The organism is Sporichthya polymorpha DSM 43042 (genome assembly GCF_000384115.1).
Classification (GTDB): Bacteria; Actinomycetota; Actinomycetes; order Sporichthyales; family Sporichthyaceae; genus Sporichthya; species Sporichthya polymorpha.
Genome location: NZ_KB913029.1, coordinates 2,354,997 through 2,369,722, shown reverse-complemented (window position 1 = coordinate 2,369,722; position 14,726 = coordinate 2,354,997). Strand labels below are relative to the sequence as shown.

Below are 14,726 nucleotides of genomic sequence, written 5' to 3'. Positions count from 1 at the left end.
CCGGGGTGGGAAGCCTCGAGAAGGTAAGCCCGTCCACGAGGAGGTGCCCCGATGTCGCAGCCGTCGGAGGAGAACGAGATCTACAACGGCTACAGCGTCGACGACGAGGACCAGCCGCAGTCGATGGGTGACAGCCTGGTCGACGAGCGCGGGCTCAAGGAACCCCTCGACGAGGGGTACTCCCCGCCCGAGAAGTGGTCGGCGGGCCAGCGCTACGGAAACACCGAGTGGGAGGAGTCCCACGGGGAGTCCCTGGACCAGCGGCTCGCGCAGGAGGAACCTGAGACCGGCGACGACGACCGCGAGTCCGTCGGCGGTGAGGTCGGCGCCCAGCGGGCCGGTCGTCTCGTCGAGGACGACGCCGGGTCGCGGAGCGACACTGACAAGGACCTGTTCGCCACGGACGTCGGCATCGACGGTGCCGGCGCATCGGCCGAGGAGGCAGCTGTGCATGTGATCCCGGATCCGGACGAGGTTCCCGACGCCGAGCGCGTCGTCGACGAGGTGGGCGCGGACGTGCTGGACGACGCTGACCCCACCGAACTCGCACTGTCCGACGAGGAGTTGCTCGACGCGGAACGCCGCGTCGCCCTGCCGGAGGACAGCAAGCTCTAGCACTTCTCCAGCACTCGCCGGCGCTTCGATCGCCCGCCGCCCGGCCGCGCCCCTCCCACGGGCCAGCGGTCGGGCGGTGCGCGTCCTGAGCAGGCAGAATGAGGCGTGACCCGCGTCGTTCTGCGAGGAGGCCCCCCGTGCCGGCTGCGTCCGAGCTGGTGCTCGCGGCCGAGCCGGACGCCGCCACCAAGGCCCGCCGGTTCGTCGCCACGGAGCTGGCCGACGCCCCCGGCGACACGGTCGGCACCGCGGAGCTCGTCGTCACCGAGCTCGTCACGAACTCGGTCCTGCACGCCGCAGCGCCGATCGTCGTACGGGTCAAGCGCACGGACGGTGGCGCGCGGATCGAGGTCGAGGACGGCGGCCGGGACCTGCCGATCGCGCCACCGCTGAACCCGCACTCGATGACCGGCCGCGGCCTCGCCCTCGTCGCCGCGACGACCGCCGGCTGGGGTGTCGAACCGGCGGCGGACGGGCGCAAGATCGTGTGGGCCGAGGTGAGCTCCGGGCCCAGCGGAGCGAGCCTGCACAGCCTCGCCGGCCTCGACCTGAGCCAGTTCGAGATCCCCGGGGCGGACTCGGACGAGCCGGTGTTCACGGTGCGGCTCGGGTCCGTGCCGACCGACCTGCTGCTCGCGGCCAAGGGGCACGTCGACAACGTCCTGCGGGAGTTCCACCTCGTGACCGCGGGGTCGGACGTCACGGAGAGCCGGCCGCCGCCCGAGCTCGTCGAGCTCATCGACACCATGGCGGAGGACTTCGCCCTCGCCCGGACCGAGATCAAGCGGCAGGCCGTCGCCGCCGCTGACCGGGGTGACGTCGAGACCGACCTGGTGCTGACGCTGCCCGTCTCCGCGGCCGCGGCGGGCGAGCGGTACCTGGCGGCGCTGGACAAGGTCGACGCGTACGCGCGCAACGCAGCCTTGCTGACGCTCGAGACGCCGCCCGCGCACCGCGTGTTCCGGCAGTGGTACGTGCAGGGGCTCATCGACCGGCTGCGCGCCCTCGCCGCCGGTGGCCCGCTGCCGGTCGTGCCGAGCTTCCCGCAGGCGCTCGCGGCCGAGGTCACGCGACTGTCGACGCTCCGCGACGTCTCGGACCGGCTCAGCCGCCTGCAGCTGATCACCGGCGAGCTCAGCCAGGCCCGGGGCGTCGCGGACATCGCCGAGACCCTGACCTCCAGCGCGGCCCGTCACCTCGACGCGACCGGGTCGGCGATCCATCTGCTCCGCGGCGCGGTTCTGGAGCCCCTTGCGGCCGGGGGCGAGGCGGCCGCGCACGTGGTCGACCTCGCCGGCGAGGACCCCCTCGCCGAGGTGGCGCGGTCCCGGCGGCCGATGGAGCTCCGCGGCCGCGCCGCCGGCGAGCGCTTCCCCGGCCTCGCGGCCCGCTTCGCCGAGGACCGGACGGTGCACATCGCACCCCTCGTCGTCGGCGCGGAGTGCATCGGCGTCCTGACCGTGACGTTCCCACTCGTCGGCCTCGACGAGGAGAGCCGCAGCTCGATCGTCACCACGTTGGCGGACACCCTCGCGCAGGCGCTCGAGCGGGCGATCAGTTCGGAGCGCGTCGCCGAGGCGAACGCGAAGCTCGCCGCGGCGAACGAGCGGCTGGCGTTCATCGCGGACGCGTCGATCGTCCTGTCCGGGACCCTCGACTACGACGCGACCCTGCAGGCGACGCTGGAACTGATGGTCCCTCGGTTCGCCGACTGGTGCTCGGTTCAGCTCGCCGAGGACGGGGCGCTGCGCATGGCCGCGATCGCGCACGTCGATCCCGAGCGGAACGTCATCGCGCAGGAGATGATGCGGCGGTACCCGGTGCAGCCGAACACCGACATCGGGACCGGGCGCGCGATCCGCACCATGCAGCCGGAGCTGTTCGACGACGTCACGGCGGACATGCTCGCGACCGCCGCGGTGGACCTGGGCCACCTGGAGCTGCTGCACCAGCTCGGCAGCTCGAGCGCGCTGGTCGTGCCGTTCGCGTTCGAGGACGAGATCTCCGGCGTCCTGACGCTCGTGTACGCGGACGACTCGCGGCGCTACGTCGCCAGTGACGTGCCGTTCGCGCAGGACATCGCGCGCCGGGTCGCCGCGGCGCTGCGGTCGGCCGCGGCCTACCGGGAGAAGACCGGGCAGCTCGCGGACATCCGTCGGGTCGCCGACGCCGCGCAGCGCGCGATCCTCGCCCCGCCGCCCGCCCGGATCGGGCCGGTCGCCCTCGCCGCGCGGTACATCGGCGCGGCCGCCGAGGCCCAGGTCGGCGGGGACCTGTACGAGGTCGTCGCCCGGCGCGGGTCGGTGCGGCTGCTGATCGGCGACGTCCGCGGCAAGGGCCTGTCCGCGGTGCGGATGGCGACGATCGTGCTCGGGGAGTTCAGAGCCGTCGCGGCGGAGCTGGCGGACCTGCCGGCCGTCGCGACCCAGCTCGACCGGCGGTTGCGTCCGCACCTCGGGGAGGAGGACTTCGTCACCGCGTTGCTGGCCGAGATCGCGGACGACGGCAGCTTCTCCGTCACGTCCTGCGGGCATCCGCCGGCGCTCTTGCTGACAGGCAGTCAGGTGACCGAGGTCGGGTCGCAGTACACCGTCCCCCTCGGGCTCGGCGTCCAGCCGGGCGTCGACACCGGCCGCCTCTCCCCCGGCGACCGGCTCCTGCTCTACACCGACGGTGCCATCGAGACCCGCGACCCCCAGGGCCGGTTCCTCGACTTCGTCGCTCTCCTCCGCCCCGAGCTCGGCCGCGACCACCTCGGGCTCCTCGACGCCGTCCTCACCTCGCTCCGCGCCCGCGCCGGCCGCTCCCGCCTCAACGACGACCTCGCCCTCCTGATCGCCGAGTACCGCGGCCCCGCCTGAGCCGGCCCGCCCGCCCGCCCGCCCGCCCGCCCGGCCGGACCCTGTGCGCCGCCTGTGCCGATGTCAAGAAAGGGTGACACCCCTTACTGCGCAGTAAGGGGTGTCACCCTTTTGTCACACGGGGGCGGCGGGGGTCAGGAGAGGTCGCGGACGAGGCGGGCAGCGGACTTGGCCTCGCGGCGGGCGGAGGTGAGCTGCTTCTTCGCCCACTCCAGCTGCTGGGTGAGGTCGTCGACGGTCGCGGTGAGCTCCTCGACCCGGCGGTCGGCCTCGGCGGCGGCCTCCCGCGCCTCGGTGAGCTCCCGCTCCCGCTCCTCCGCGGCGCGGCGCTCGGCCTCGGCGGCCGCGGCGGCCTCGCGCTCGGCTCCCTCGGCGGCGGCTTTCGCGGCGGCGTCGTCCTTGCTCTTGCCCTTCGCGGCGGGCTTGGGCCTCGCCGCCGGGGACGGGACGGCGACGAGGGACGCGAGGGCGGGCATCTCGCCGAACCCGGCCCAGACGAGGGCCTTGGTGAGGCGGCCACTGCGGACCGCCGTCCCGAACTCCTCGGTCGCGAGGGCGGCGGTGAGGGTGCTCTCGATCTCCTCGGCGACCGACGCACTCACCGGCTGCCCGCGCTCCTCGGCGAGGGCCTTCGCCTGCCGCGTCAGGGCCGGGACGCGGAGGTTGCGCTCGCGGCTCAGCGAGCGGATGCGGTCGGGGTCACGGGCGCGCTCAGCGGAGCGGAGGTCGTCGCCGAGCTCGAGGAGCGCGTCGACGTCGTCGGGGTGCTGGCGCACCAGCTGGTTGACGACCCAGGCGGACGTCGAGGGCTTCGGCAGCGCGGTGATCGCGGCGGCGAGGTCGCGGTCCTTCGCCTTCGCCGTCTTCGCGGCGGCGTTGCGGGCGGCGGTGAAGTCGGACGCCGGCAGGCCGTACAGCTCGTCGGCGACGGCACCCAGTTCGTCGGCCATGCCTGCCGACGTTAGAGCACGTCCGGGTGCGGAAGCTCGAACACCGAGAAGGCCGTGCCGATCACCGGGTGCGCGACGTTCCGGACGCGGACCCCGCCCGCCGTGAGACCGCGTGGGCTACCGGCGTGCGCGTGGCCGTGCACGGCGAGGTCGGCCTGGGCGTTGTCGAGGGCCTCGGCGAGGTGGTAGTCGCCGAGGAAGGCGTGGATCTCCGGCGGCTCCCCGGCGAGGGTGTCCTTCACCGGCGAGTAGTGGGTCAGCCCGACGCGGATGTCGCACTCCAACTGGAGCAGCGCGTCGCCGAACGCCTCGGCCAGGTTGCGCGCGTGGGCGACGAAGGCCCGCATCTCCGGTTCGCCGAACTCCGACGCCTGGCGGCCGGGGAAGCCGCAGCAGAACCCCTTCGTCCCGGCGACGCCGAGGCGGCAGCCGTCGATCTCGAGCACCGTCCCGGTGCCCTCGAGCACCTGGACGCCCACGTCATACAGGGCGCCCGTCACCTGGTCGGCGGCGTCGCTGTGCCAGTCGTGGTTGCCGAGGACGGCGATGACGGGCACCCCGAGGTCGGCGACCTCGTCGGCGAGAACCTTCGCCTCGGCGGCGGTCCCGTGCCGGGTCAGGTCGCCCGCGAGCAGCAGGACGTCCGCGCAGTTCGGGAGTTCCTCGAACGCCGGGCGGAACGCACCGCGGCTCTTCTCGCCGAGGTGGATGTCGCCGACGGCGGCGATGCGGATCACGACAGTTCCTCCGACGTCGTCGGCGCCGCCGCGGACGGCACGTGGGTCTCGTCGTGCACGCGCAGACCGGGCGCGGTCTCGGCGACGACCGCGCGGATCGCCGCCTGGTGGTCCGCGTCGGCGACCGGGCCGTCGAGGTACACCTCGTCATTGCGGACCCGGACCCGCACGCCCTGCTCGGTCGTGCGCTCGTCGGACGCGAGCGCCTCGCGCAGTCGGGCGACGAGGTAGACGGGCGGGCTGTCAGTCATCGGCTCCCCCGGTGATCTCGAGGCGGCCGAGCAGGTCGAGAAACACGGCCGCGAACGGGGACTCCGCGGTGTGGGCAGCGACCACGTCCCAGTCCACCTGCTCGCGCAGGGCCCGGGCGGTCGGGATCGCTGACGCGAAGTCACATGTGTGCTCGTTGAACGTCAGCAGCTTGTAGACGACGAGATCCGTCGCCGAGAGAACCGGCATGCGCAGCGCGGCGACGTCCATCTCGTCGGCGCGGTCCAGCAGCGCGAGGTCGACGGGACGGCGCATCGGCGCGTGAATGAGGTCGACGAGCCGGTCGCCGTCGTAGGCCTTGAACAGCCAGTCCAGTGGGGGCTGCTCCACGCGCAGTCCGGTCGACGCGAGCGCCGCCGCCGCGGCGTCGCGGTCCTGCGGCTGGAGGAAGAAGTCGACGTCGTGCTCGGGCAGCGGGCCCCCGCGGGCGTGGACCGCGAAGCTGCCGGCGAGCGCGAACCGGATACCGGCGCGCTTGAGGGCGAAGGCCGCCGTCCGCAGCGAGGTCAGGAGCCCCAGATCCTCGGTCGAGCTGATCGTGCCGACCGGAGGCTCCGGCGTCTCGGGGGCGGCGGCCGCGGTCAGAGTCTCCATTTCGAGGCTCTACCCGCGCCCGCCTTTCCTCACCCCACGAGAGGATCCCGGACGTCCGACGATGTGGTCGCAATAGCAGCCACATCGTCGGACGCAACTGGGCCCTATCACCTCGGTGAACAGGTCGCGGATCATCATGTGCTGTCCGATCAGAAACGCGACCGGGTCCTTCTCGGACGCCAGGGCGCCGAGGTCGACGCCGGGTTCCGACATCTGTGCAGTCATCTGATGTCCCCTCAGCTCGCCGCACCGGGGGCGACCGCGAGCTGATCGAGCGCCGATTGACGCAGCTCGGGCCGCGGGTGCTCGCCGTCGGTCTGCATGCGGTAGTCGCTGCCGCCGAACATCTCCTCGTGCTGGGCGATGACGGCGTCGCTCGCCGGCAGCTCGCCACCGAGCAGAGCGTCCTGCATCGCCTGGAAGCGCTCGTGCGCGTCCTTGACGAAGCCGGTCCCGAGCGTCGTCAGGTCGATCTGCGTGTCGAGCAGCTCGCGCAGGTAGGCCTTGTTCGGCTCGAACGTCATCGGCGGGGCGAGCTCGGCCGGGAGCATCTCGACCGGGTCGCGACCCTCGTGCTTGCGCATGAGCTCAATGGCCTCGTGCAGCTGCCCGAGCTCCTGGTTCAGGTGCAGTTCCCAGATCGCCTTCACGCGGCGGTCGGACTCCTGCTCCATGAACGACCAGTAGAGCCAGCACTCGTTGTACTCGTGCAGGACGAGACGCTCGAACCAGGTCTCGGTCGGGTCGAGGAGCGAGCCGTAGTGCGTGACGTGCTCCTCCTCCACCATCGCGATCTCCTGGTAGAGCTGGCGCGCGATCGGCTCCATGTACTGCGGGCCGACGTTCATGTAGAAGTTCATCGTCTGCTGCTCGGCCGCGACCAGCGTCAGCGAGTGCAGCTTCGAGCGCGGGTCCGTCGTCTTCGCGTTGTAGGGCTCGCGGACGTTGTCGATCGGGTGCCGGTGGTGGTAGCGCGTCGGGCGTCCGGGCATGACCTCGGTGAGCGAGTCGACGATCCGCTCCGCCTTGCGGTGCTGGATCATCTCGTAGAGGTTGGCGTACCGGTACAGGTGGTCGAAGTCCTCGAGGACACCGAACTCGTAGGCCTGTCGCAGATACGGATCGGGCTCCTGGCGCGCCAGCCACGCCGTCAGGTCGATCGCGACCTGCTCGTAGGAGATCGTCGTCTCCAACGCGGAGCTGGACCCGGGGAGCAGCCAGTTCACGACCTTCTGCTGCTGCTGCTCGATGTACCGCGTCTGCGCGAGCGCGTGCTTGAGTGCCATGTCCGGGCAGTTCCGGTGGAACTGGTGGCTGAACAGGATCGACTCGACCTCGATGCCGTTCATCACGATGATGCGGCACTTGGTGTACGGGTCGGCGAGATCCGGGTCGACCGGTTCCACATCCAGCTCGCGCCAGTTGCGCAACTGGTCAGCGACGGGGATGCCCTTGTGGTCGAGGGGGTTGAAACCCATGACGGTCCTTTCGGGCGGGAGGTGCTGGATCGCCCACCGCCGGGTAGCGGTCGGGCATGACACGACGACGTGCGCTGGTGCTGGGGAGCAGCGGCGTCCTGGGCATCGCCTGGACGCTGGGGACGCTCGCCGGCATCGAGGAGGAGACCGGATGGGACGCCCGTGAGGCGGACCTCATCGTCGGGACCTCGGGGGGATCACTGATCGCGACGCTGCTGCGGGCCGGGTACTCGGTGCCCGAGTTGTGCGAGGCGCACCTGGCCGAGATCGAGGGCGTGCTGCCCGACGAGATGGCCGAGGACGTTCCGACCAAGCTCGCGGCGACTCTCGCCACCCAGCCGGCTCGGCCGCCACTGCCGTGGCCGACGCCCGGGTCCGTCCGGCTCGCCGCGCGTGGTCTGCTGACGCCGTGGCGGACGCCGCCCCTGGCGACGCTCGCGGGCCTGCTGCCCCGTGGCCGCGGATCGCTCGACCACGCCGAGGAATTCGTCGCCAAGCTGCAGGGCGGTCCGGCCCGCGAGGACACCCAGGTCGTCGCCATGAATCACCGCACCGGGGAGCGAACCGTTTTCGGCCGTCCCGGTGAGCCGGAGGCCGAGCACGCCCGCGCGGTCATCGCGTCGATGGCGTTCCCGGGCTGGTTCACGCCGGTGCGCGTCGGCCGCGACCGGTACGTCGACGGCGGGCTCTGCTCACCCTGCAGCGCCGACCTCGCCGACGACGCGGACGAGGTGTTCGTCCTCGCCCCGCTGGCCGGCGTCGCGCTGACGCGTCCGCGTTCCCCGCTGGCACTCGCCGACTGGGCCTACCGTTGCGCGGCCGCCCGCATGGTCGAGCGGGAGGCTTCGATGTTGCAAGCGGGCGGGGCGGAGGTGCGCGCCTTCGCGCCCGACGCCGAGGCGCTCGCCGTGCTCGGGCGGAACATGATGAACGGCGCCGCCCGGTGCGAGGCGCTGCGGTTCGCCCACGACCACCCGACCGAACTCGTCGCCTGAGGTGGCATCCACTCCCTCGGCGGCGACGATCCAGAAGACCGCCGCCCGGTTGCTCGGCTTCGAGCTCCGGGACCCGCAGCTGCGCGCGGTGCGCGCCGTCCTGTCCGGCCGCGACACCCTCGCCCTGCTCCCGACCGGGGCCGGCAAGTCCGCGATCTATCAGGTCGCCGGAGCGCTCATCCCCGGCCCGACGGTCGTGGTCTCGCCGCTGATCGCCCTGCAGCAGGACCAGGTCGCGTCCCTCGCCGACACCGGTCTGGGGGCGGTCGGCCACAACTCCGCCGCCAGTGCGGCCGAGCGCCGCGAGGCGATGGCGGACCTCGCCGACGGCGACCTCGAGTTCCTCTTCGTCGCCCCGGAGCAGTTCGCCAGCACGGAGACGATGGAACGACTGAAGGCCGCGAAGCCTTCGTTGTTCGTCGTCGACGAGGCGCACTGCGTCAGCACGTGGGGCCATGACTTCCGGCCCGACTACCGGCGCATCGATGCGGCACTCGCGGAGCTCGGCCATCCTCCGGTGCTCGCCCTGACCGCGACGGCCGCGCCGCCGGTGCGGCGGGAGATCGTCGAGACCCTCGGACTAGAGGACGCCGCCGTGATCGTCGGCGGGTTCGACCGGCCCGAACTGGATCTGACGGTACGTCGGTTCACCGAGGAGGAAGCGAAGCGGCGGGCACTGCTGGAGGCGGCGACCGAGGTGTCGGGGTCCGGGATCGTCTACGCCGCGACCCGCAAGCGCGTCGAGGAACTGGTCGACGCACTGCGCGACGCCGGCCTCGGCGGCGTCGAGGGTTACCACGCCGGTCTCGCGAAGGGCCGCCGCGAGGCCGCGCACGAGGCGTTCACCGCGGGCGAGTGCCGGATCATGGTCGCGACGACCGCGTTCGGGATGGGGATCGACAAGCCGGACGTCCGGTTCGTCTGGCACTACGACGTTGCCGACTCGATCGACTCGTACTACCAGGAGATCGGCCGCGCCGGCCGCGACGGCGATCCCGCGGAGATCGTGCTGTTCTGGCGCGCCGAGGACCTCGGGCTGCGCCGCTTCTTCGCCGCGGGCGAGATCCCCGCCGAGGTGTTCGAGCAGGTCGCGGGGATCGTGGCCGCGGACGGTGCGTTGCCGGTCGCGGACCTCGCCGCCCGGACCGAGCTGTCGGACACCCGTCTCACGGCGGTGCTGAACCGGTTGAGCGAGGCGGGCGTGGTGGTCGTCGACGGGGACTCGGTGCGGGTCGTGACGTCGGACGTCGACGCCGGCGTCGCGCAGGCCGCCGCCGCGGAGCACGCGCACGGCGAGCTCGTCCGCTCCCGCGTCGAGATGATGCGCGCCTACGCCGAGACCCCCGGCTGCCGCCGCGAGTTCCTGCTCACCTACTTCGGCGAGACGTTCTCCGGCCCCTGCGGCGGGTGCGACAACTGCCGCGACACCGAGGCCGTCGCCGAGGCCGCGGCGGAGGCCGACCCCGACGCCCCGTATCCGCCCGGCTGCGCCGTCGAGCACCCCGAGTGGGGCCGGGGCTCCGTACTCCGGATCGAGGACGGCGAGCGCCTGGTCGTCCTGTTCGACACCGTCGGCTACAAGACCCTTTCTCTCGCCGTCGTCACCGACTCCGACCTCCTGGCCCGCCGCTGAACCTTGCGTCCGAAGAAGTGGTCGCTATCGCAGCCACTTCTTCGGACGCAAGGAGAGGCGGAGGCCGGCGCTGAACGGCACGACCCCGGCGGGTCGGTCGCCCGCGAGCCACTGGTCGGGGTTGAGCGCGTGCGCGTCGGGGCGGTGCGGACCGCGATGGAGGTAGGAACTCGGCAGCACCACGAGCGTGCCGACCGGGAGGGCACGGTCGGCCCAGGCGGTCGGCTCGGTGGTCTCGCGAAGGATCGAGAGCGTCGTCGGGAACAGCCGGATCGAGTCCTCGACGACCGCGCGCAGGAACGGGTCGTCGGCGCGCGCACGCGCGGCAACGCCCGGCCGCGCGGCGACCAGTGCCAAGGCTCGGAACGTCGCGATGCCCGCCGCGTCGAACGCAAACAGCCAATGCGGGGCCTGCGCCGCCAGACCTGACGGTCCCTCAATCGGAGTCCCGTGCGCCGCCGCGTGCGCGAACAGGCCACCGCACTCACGCGCCCGGGCGAAGTGAACGAGGTGCCGGTGCAGCGCGTCGCGCTCGGTCCGGGCGCGCGGCGCGGCAAAGGCCCAGTTCGCCCGACGCGGGCGCGGCGGTGACGTCCTCCGTCGCCGTCTCGGCGTACCGGAACGCGCGGCGCCGCTCGCTCGACCTGGCGGGGACCTACGCCACGGTCGACGCCGCGGTCGCCGCCGAGTACGCCGGGGCGCGGTACGCGACCGCCGTCCTCGCCCGCCTCGACGTGGCGACCGGCGTGCTGACGTGGATCAGTGCCGGCCACCCGCCCCCGCTGCTCCTGCGCCACGGTCGCGCGAAGGCGCTCGAGACCACGATGAGCACCCCGCTCGGCCTGCAGCTGAGCACCGATCCCCCGACGGTCGGCACCGAGCAGCTGCAACCCGGTGACAGGCTCCTGCTCTACACGGACGGCCTCACCGAGGCCCGGACGGCCGAGGGCGAATTCTTCACGACGGAACGGCTCGCCGAGTTCCTCGAACGGCAGTCCGCCGCCGGTCTCCCCACACCGGAGACCCTGCGCCGACTCCGGCACGCGGTCCTGGAGTACCAGGCCGGCGCCCTCCAGGACGACGCGACGGCGCTCCTCGTCGAGTGGCACCGCGGTACCGAGCGGGATCTCGTGCCGGAGACGATTCTCTGACGTCGCGTCAGTGACTGAAGCGTCCGAAGCGGCGGCGCACGCGCGGCGCGACGGCGCCGCGGAGGCGGTCCCACACCGCGAGGAACGGCCCCGCGACCGCGTTGCCCGGTGGCCGTCGCGACACCCGCGGGTGGGGGCGGATCGGGGCCGCGACCCGAGCCGCCTGCCACGCGGAGCCCAACCGCCGCAGCGCGTCGGGATCGAGCTCGGCCAGCAGCCGCGGGAGCAGGACGTCCTCCTCCTCACGGGCGTCGGCGCGGATCAGCGCGCAGACGCGGTCGACCGCGGCACGGGTCCGCGCGTCGTCCGAGGCGCCGTCGATCTGCACCAGCAGATCGTTGATCTCCTGGTGCTTGGACTCGACGTCCGCGGTCAGCTCGTCGGCTCGGTCGCGGTCCAGCACCGCGTGATCGAGCCGCTGCCGGACCAGGATGCTGTCCGGACCGCCGAGCTCGTCGAACGTCTTACCGGCCACCGAGTGGCCGGCCTCCGACCAGTGCATCGCCATGCCCCCTCCCTCCGGACGGAGGCGTCAGTCGTTGGCGTCCTCGCGGCGGACGATGGAGCTCCGCCGGCTCGGGGTGAGCGCCAGCGCGAGGGCGAGCATCCCGACGACGAGGCCGCCGTGCAGCCAGTTGTCCGCAGTGTTGACCGGGAGGAAGTTGGCGTCGCTCTCCTGGTCGACGACGACGCCGTAGACCAGCACGAGCGCGTAGATGATTGCGCCGCCGACCAGGTAGGTCGAGGCGCCGCGCACCGATCGAGCCATGGCCAGGCCCACCGCACCGAAGGCGAGGTGGACGATGTTGTGCAGCACGGAGACATGGAAGATGCCGAGCAGTTCGGCCTGCTCGCCCATGTTCGCGTGGTCGTGACCCACGATCTCGAGGTTGTCGACGTTCGTCGTGAGCCCGGGGATGAACCCCGCCACCCCCACGAGCAGGAACGTCGCCGCAACGACGGTGGTCGCGAGCTTGAGAAGGTGCGCCTTGCGGTCCTGCTCGCTCCCCGGCCGGTCGACCGTGGGCGACGAGGTGCCGTGTCGCATCGTGACCTCCATCCATCGGGCCGGGACGATCCCGGCCGACGTCTGGGGACTACCCGGGTTCGCCGAAGTGATCGAGCAGGGCGGCCCGCAATTCCGGGCCCGCGTCGGCGAGACGAAGCAGGTCCGGGTCGGCGTCGGGGTCGAGCACCGCGACGGAGACTTCGGCCCGCGCGGTCTCGATCTCCGCGCGCCAACTCTCCAGCGACGGCGGGTTCTCCGAGATCAGCAGCGCCAGGCGGGCGCGGGGCAGCGGCGGCAACGCGTCGACGGAGACCACCAGCGCGGCGAGGCGCCGGCTCCGGAACGCACCGAGGGCCGCCTCGGCCCGCGAGGGGCGCATCGGCGGCGGGGACCACACCTGGGCGGGAAGCCCGTCGGCGCTGAGCCGCTCGGCGCGGCGCCGTGCGGCCTCGCGGGTCGGGCAGACGACCAGTGCGGGCTTCCGCTCGGCGACCAGGGCGGAGACCGCACCGCCCCGGGCGCGGGCGCTGCCGACCCGGCGGATGCTCAGCGCACTGCCGGGATCCCAACCCCCACCGGCGTGGAGCGGGTCGGTCAGGCCGTACGCGGCGACGATCGCCTCCCGCTCGGCCGGGTCGGCCCGCGGGACGATCACCAGCAGCGGCGGGTCCCCGAGGCGACGGCGGACGGCGGCGGTCTGCGCCGCCTGCTCGGCGGTCAGCCGGTGCGCACCGTCGACGACGACCAGCCCGATCGGGTGTTCCGACGGACCGCCGGCAATGCGGTCCGCCGGGGTGAACAGGAACTCCGGCGGTTGGGCCTCCGCGCGCATCGCGACGAGGTCCGCCGGGCCGGGCGGACGGGCCGTCAGGGGCGCCGGCTCCCCGGGCGGGACGTCGCGCGGCGGCGGCCCGACGACCGCCGGCACCGCCGGTGACCGCGGGAGGAACGGCGGGTGCACCCACCAGGTCAGACCCTTCGTGGCGAGTCCGGCGGCGAGTCCGGTCGTCGACCCACCGGTGCCGGAGCGCATCACGAGCAGGACGTCACGCCCGGCGGCGGCCGCCTCGGCCGCGGCGAGCTGGCCCGGCCGGGGGTCGTCGATGCCCAGCGTCCGGAACGCCGTTGGCACCGCGAGCCCGTCGCCGCGCACCGGCCAGGCTGGGAAGACGTCGGGCGGCCAGAGGTAGCCGGCGTCGTCGCCGGGGTCCGCGGCGGCCTCGGCGGGGAAGCGCTCGGCGTACCACTCGGGTTCCTTGCGCAGCAGCGCGAACCGGTGCGAGCGGTGCAGCGGCTCCCAGCCGAACCACGGGGGCAGCGGGGGGTCGTCGGGCTCGACACCGTCGCTCCACTCCAGGAACTTGTCGGCGAGCGTGTCGGCGTAACCCCGGCGCTGCCACTCCCGGCAGTTCTCGCGCCCGTAGCGGACCAGGCCCGGGACGAACCCGCGCCACATCCGCACGGCGGGGTGGTTGCGCCAGGCGTACGTCTCGAACGTCAACGCCCGCAGGATCTGGAACGTCTCGACGCGTTGCTTGCCGAGCCGGCGGTCGTCGAGCACCACACTGCTCGCCCGCAGGTCCGGATAGGGCAGGAACGTCTGCACCCTGAGGTTCTGCCCGGCTCGGGCGGGCAGAACCTCAGCGTGCCCGAGGGACACCTGATCCACCATTTCGCCGACCGGATCCGCGCCGACCTGGGCGGGGCGGAGGTCCGTGCGACCTCGCCGCAGGGCCGGTTCGACGCCGGCGTCGTCGACGGCCGGCGCCTGCTCGACGTCCGCGCCGCCGGCAAGCATCTGTTCTACGACGTCGAGGACGCGCCCGCCGTCCACGTCCACCTCGGGATGCGCGGGCTCTTCCTGCACCACCCCGACCCCGCGACGCCGCCGCGGACCGGCACCCGCCTGCGCCTCGCCGGCCCGACGGCGGCGTGGGACCTGATCGCCCCGTCCGCCTGCGATCTGCTCGACCCCGCCGAGGTGGCGCGGATCCTCGCCAAGCTCGGGCCCGACCCGCTCGGCCCCGACGATCCCACCGCGGCGGTCACCGCCCTGCGGTCCTTCCGCGGCCCCGTCGGCGCGGCCCTGCTCGACCAGTCCGTCTGGGCCGGAGTCGGGAACGCGTGGCGCGCCGAGCTGCTGTTCCTCGCGCGCCTGCACCCGCGCACTCCCTGCGCGGACCTCAGCGTCGACCAGGCCACCGCGCTCTGGGGACTGACGCGCCGTCTGATGGCCCTCGGCCGTGACGCCGGCCAGGTCGTCAGCGACCCGTCCGCCCCCGACGAGCGCTGGGTCTACAAACGCGCGAGCTGCCGCAGTTGCGGCGCGGCGGTCGCCACCGCCGCGATCACGGGCCGGATTGCCCACTGGTGCCCGGTCGAGCAGCACGAGCAGGTTCACGCCTTGCACACCCGGTGACGCGACCCGATCTG

At 73.1% G+C, this 14,726-nt stretch carries 15 protein-coding genes; 6 read left to right on the top strand and 9 right to left on the bottom strand.

The genetic code is table 11. The annotated features are described in order from the left end of the window. Positions 1-51: 51 nt before the first annotated feature. Positions 52-615, top strand: coding sequence for a DUF5709 domain-containing protein (locus tag SPOPO_RS0111750; RefSeq protein ID WP_019874976.1), 564 nt, complete (start codon positions 52-54; stop codon positions 613-615). 137 nt (positions 616-752) lie between these two features. Next, positions 753-3,476, top strand: a complete 2,724-nt coding sequence (locus tag SPOPO_RS32735; protein ID WP_019874975.1) for a SpoIIE family protein phosphatase — start codon at positions 753-755, stop codon at positions 3,474-3,476. 134 nt (positions 3,477-3,610) lie between these two features. Here the strand turns inward: SPOPO_RS32735 and SPOPO_RS29165 are convergent, their stop codons facing one another. The 5 genes from SPOPO_RS29165 to SPOPO_RS0111720 form a co-directional block, all read right to left on the bottom strand. Further along, the gene (locus tag SPOPO_RS29165; protein ID WP_019874974.1) at positions 3,611-4,426 is read right to left on the bottom strand and encodes a hypothetical protein; all 816 of its coding nucleotides are present in this window, start codon (positions 4,424-4,426) and stop codon (positions 3,611-3,613) included. 11 nt (positions 4,427-4,437) lie between these two features. Then, the gene (locus SPOPO_RS0111735) at positions 4,438-5,163 is read right to left on the bottom strand and encodes a metallophosphoesterase family protein (RefSeq protein ID WP_019874973.1); all 726 of its coding nucleotides are present in this window, start codon (positions 5,161-5,163) and stop codon (positions 4,438-4,440) included. Further along, positions 5,160-5,414: a BON domain-containing protein gene (locus tag SPOPO_RS35150; protein WP_019874972.1), complete on the bottom strand. Its 255-nt coding sequence runs from the start codon at positions 5,412-5,414 to the stop codon at positions 5,160-5,162. Before SPOPO_RS35150 ends, SPOPO_RS0111735 begins: the two co-directional genes overlap by 4 nt. After that, positions 5,407-6,027 carry a nucleotidyltransferase family protein gene (locus SPOPO_RS34350; protein ID WP_019874971.1) on the bottom strand — a complete coding sequence of 207 codons (621 nt, stop codon included), beginning with the start codon at positions 6,025-6,027 and terminating at the stop codon, positions 5,407-5,409. The genes SPOPO_RS35150 and SPOPO_RS34350 overlap by 8 nt, the downstream gene beginning before the upstream one ends. Positions 6,028-6,263: 236 nt before the next feature. Continuing rightward, positions 6,264-7,505, bottom strand: a complete 1,242-nt coding sequence (locus SPOPO_RS0111720; RefSeq protein WP_019874970.1) for a hypothetical protein — start codon at positions 7,503-7,505, stop codon at positions 6,264-6,266. A gap of 56 nt (positions 7,506-7,561) precedes the next feature. Here SPOPO_RS0111720 and SPOPO_RS29160 point away from each other — a divergent pair, with 56 nt between their 5' ends. Continuing rightward, a complete protein-coding gene (locus tag SPOPO_RS29160; RefSeq protein ID WP_084671016.1) occupies positions 7,562-8,500 on the top strand; it encodes a patatin-like phospholipase family protein in 939 nt (312 codons plus the stop codon). Position 8,501: 1 nt separating this feature from the next. Continuing rightward, positions 8,502-10,133: a RecQ family ATP-dependent DNA helicase gene (locus SPOPO_RS29155; RefSeq protein ID WP_019874968.1), complete on the top strand. Its 1,632-nt coding sequence runs from the start codon at positions 8,502-8,504 to the stop codon at positions 10,131-10,133. Positions 10,134-10,157: 24 nt separating this feature from the next. On the opposite strand, the gene SPOPO_RS32730 is transcribed toward SPOPO_RS29155, so the two are convergent. Next, positions 10,158-10,490 carry a cytochrome P450 gene (locus SPOPO_RS32730; RefSeq protein ID WP_019874967.1) on the bottom strand — a complete coding sequence of 111 codons (333 nt, stop codon included), beginning with the start codon at positions 10,488-10,490 and terminating at the stop codon, positions 10,158-10,160. 230 nt (positions 10,491-10,720) lie between these two features. On the opposite strand from SPOPO_RS32730, the gene SPOPO_RS29145 reads away from it, so the two are divergent. Further along, positions 10,721-11,284 (top strand): PP2C family protein-serine/threonine phosphatase, encoded by a 564-nt coding sequence (locus SPOPO_RS29145; protein WP_019874966.1) that lies wholly within the window; start codon positions 10,721-10,723, stop codon positions 11,282-11,284. A gap of 7 nt (positions 11,285-11,291) precedes the next feature. On the opposite strand, the gene SPOPO_RS29140 is transcribed toward SPOPO_RS29145, so the two are convergent. The 3 genes from SPOPO_RS29140 to SPOPO_RS35145 are packed head-to-tail and all read right to left on the bottom strand — an operon-like array spanning position 11,292 to position 13,953. Continuing rightward, complete coding sequence (locus tag SPOPO_RS29140) at positions 11,292-11,792, bottom strand: hypothetical protein (RefSeq protein WP_019874965.1); 501 nt, start codon at positions 11,790-11,792, stop codon at positions 11,292-11,294. 24 nt (positions 11,793-11,816) lie between these two features. After that, positions 11,817-12,332 carry a DUF4383 domain-containing protein gene (locus SPOPO_RS0111690; RefSeq protein ID WP_156869819.1) on the bottom strand — a complete coding sequence of 172 codons (516 nt, stop codon included), beginning with the start codon at positions 12,330-12,332 and terminating at the stop codon, positions 11,817-11,819. A gap of 49 nt (positions 12,333-12,381) precedes the next feature. Beyond that, positions 12,382-13,953 carry an MSMEG_6728 family protein gene (locus SPOPO_RS35145; RefSeq protein WP_211210886.1) on the bottom strand — a complete coding sequence of 524 codons (1,572 nt, stop codon included), beginning with the start codon at positions 13,951-13,953 and terminating at the stop codon, positions 12,382-12,384. On the opposite strand from SPOPO_RS35145, the gene SPOPO_RS0111680 reads away from it, so the two are divergent. Further along, complete coding sequence (locus tag SPOPO_RS0111680) at positions 13,939-14,712, top strand: Fpg/Nei family DNA glycosylase (RefSeq protein ID WP_019874962.1); 774 nt, start codon at positions 13,939-13,941, stop codon at positions 14,710-14,712. The two genes, SPOPO_RS35145 and SPOPO_RS0111680, sit on opposite strands and share 15 nt — an antisense overlap. Positions 14,713-14,726 lie beyond the last annotated feature (14 nt).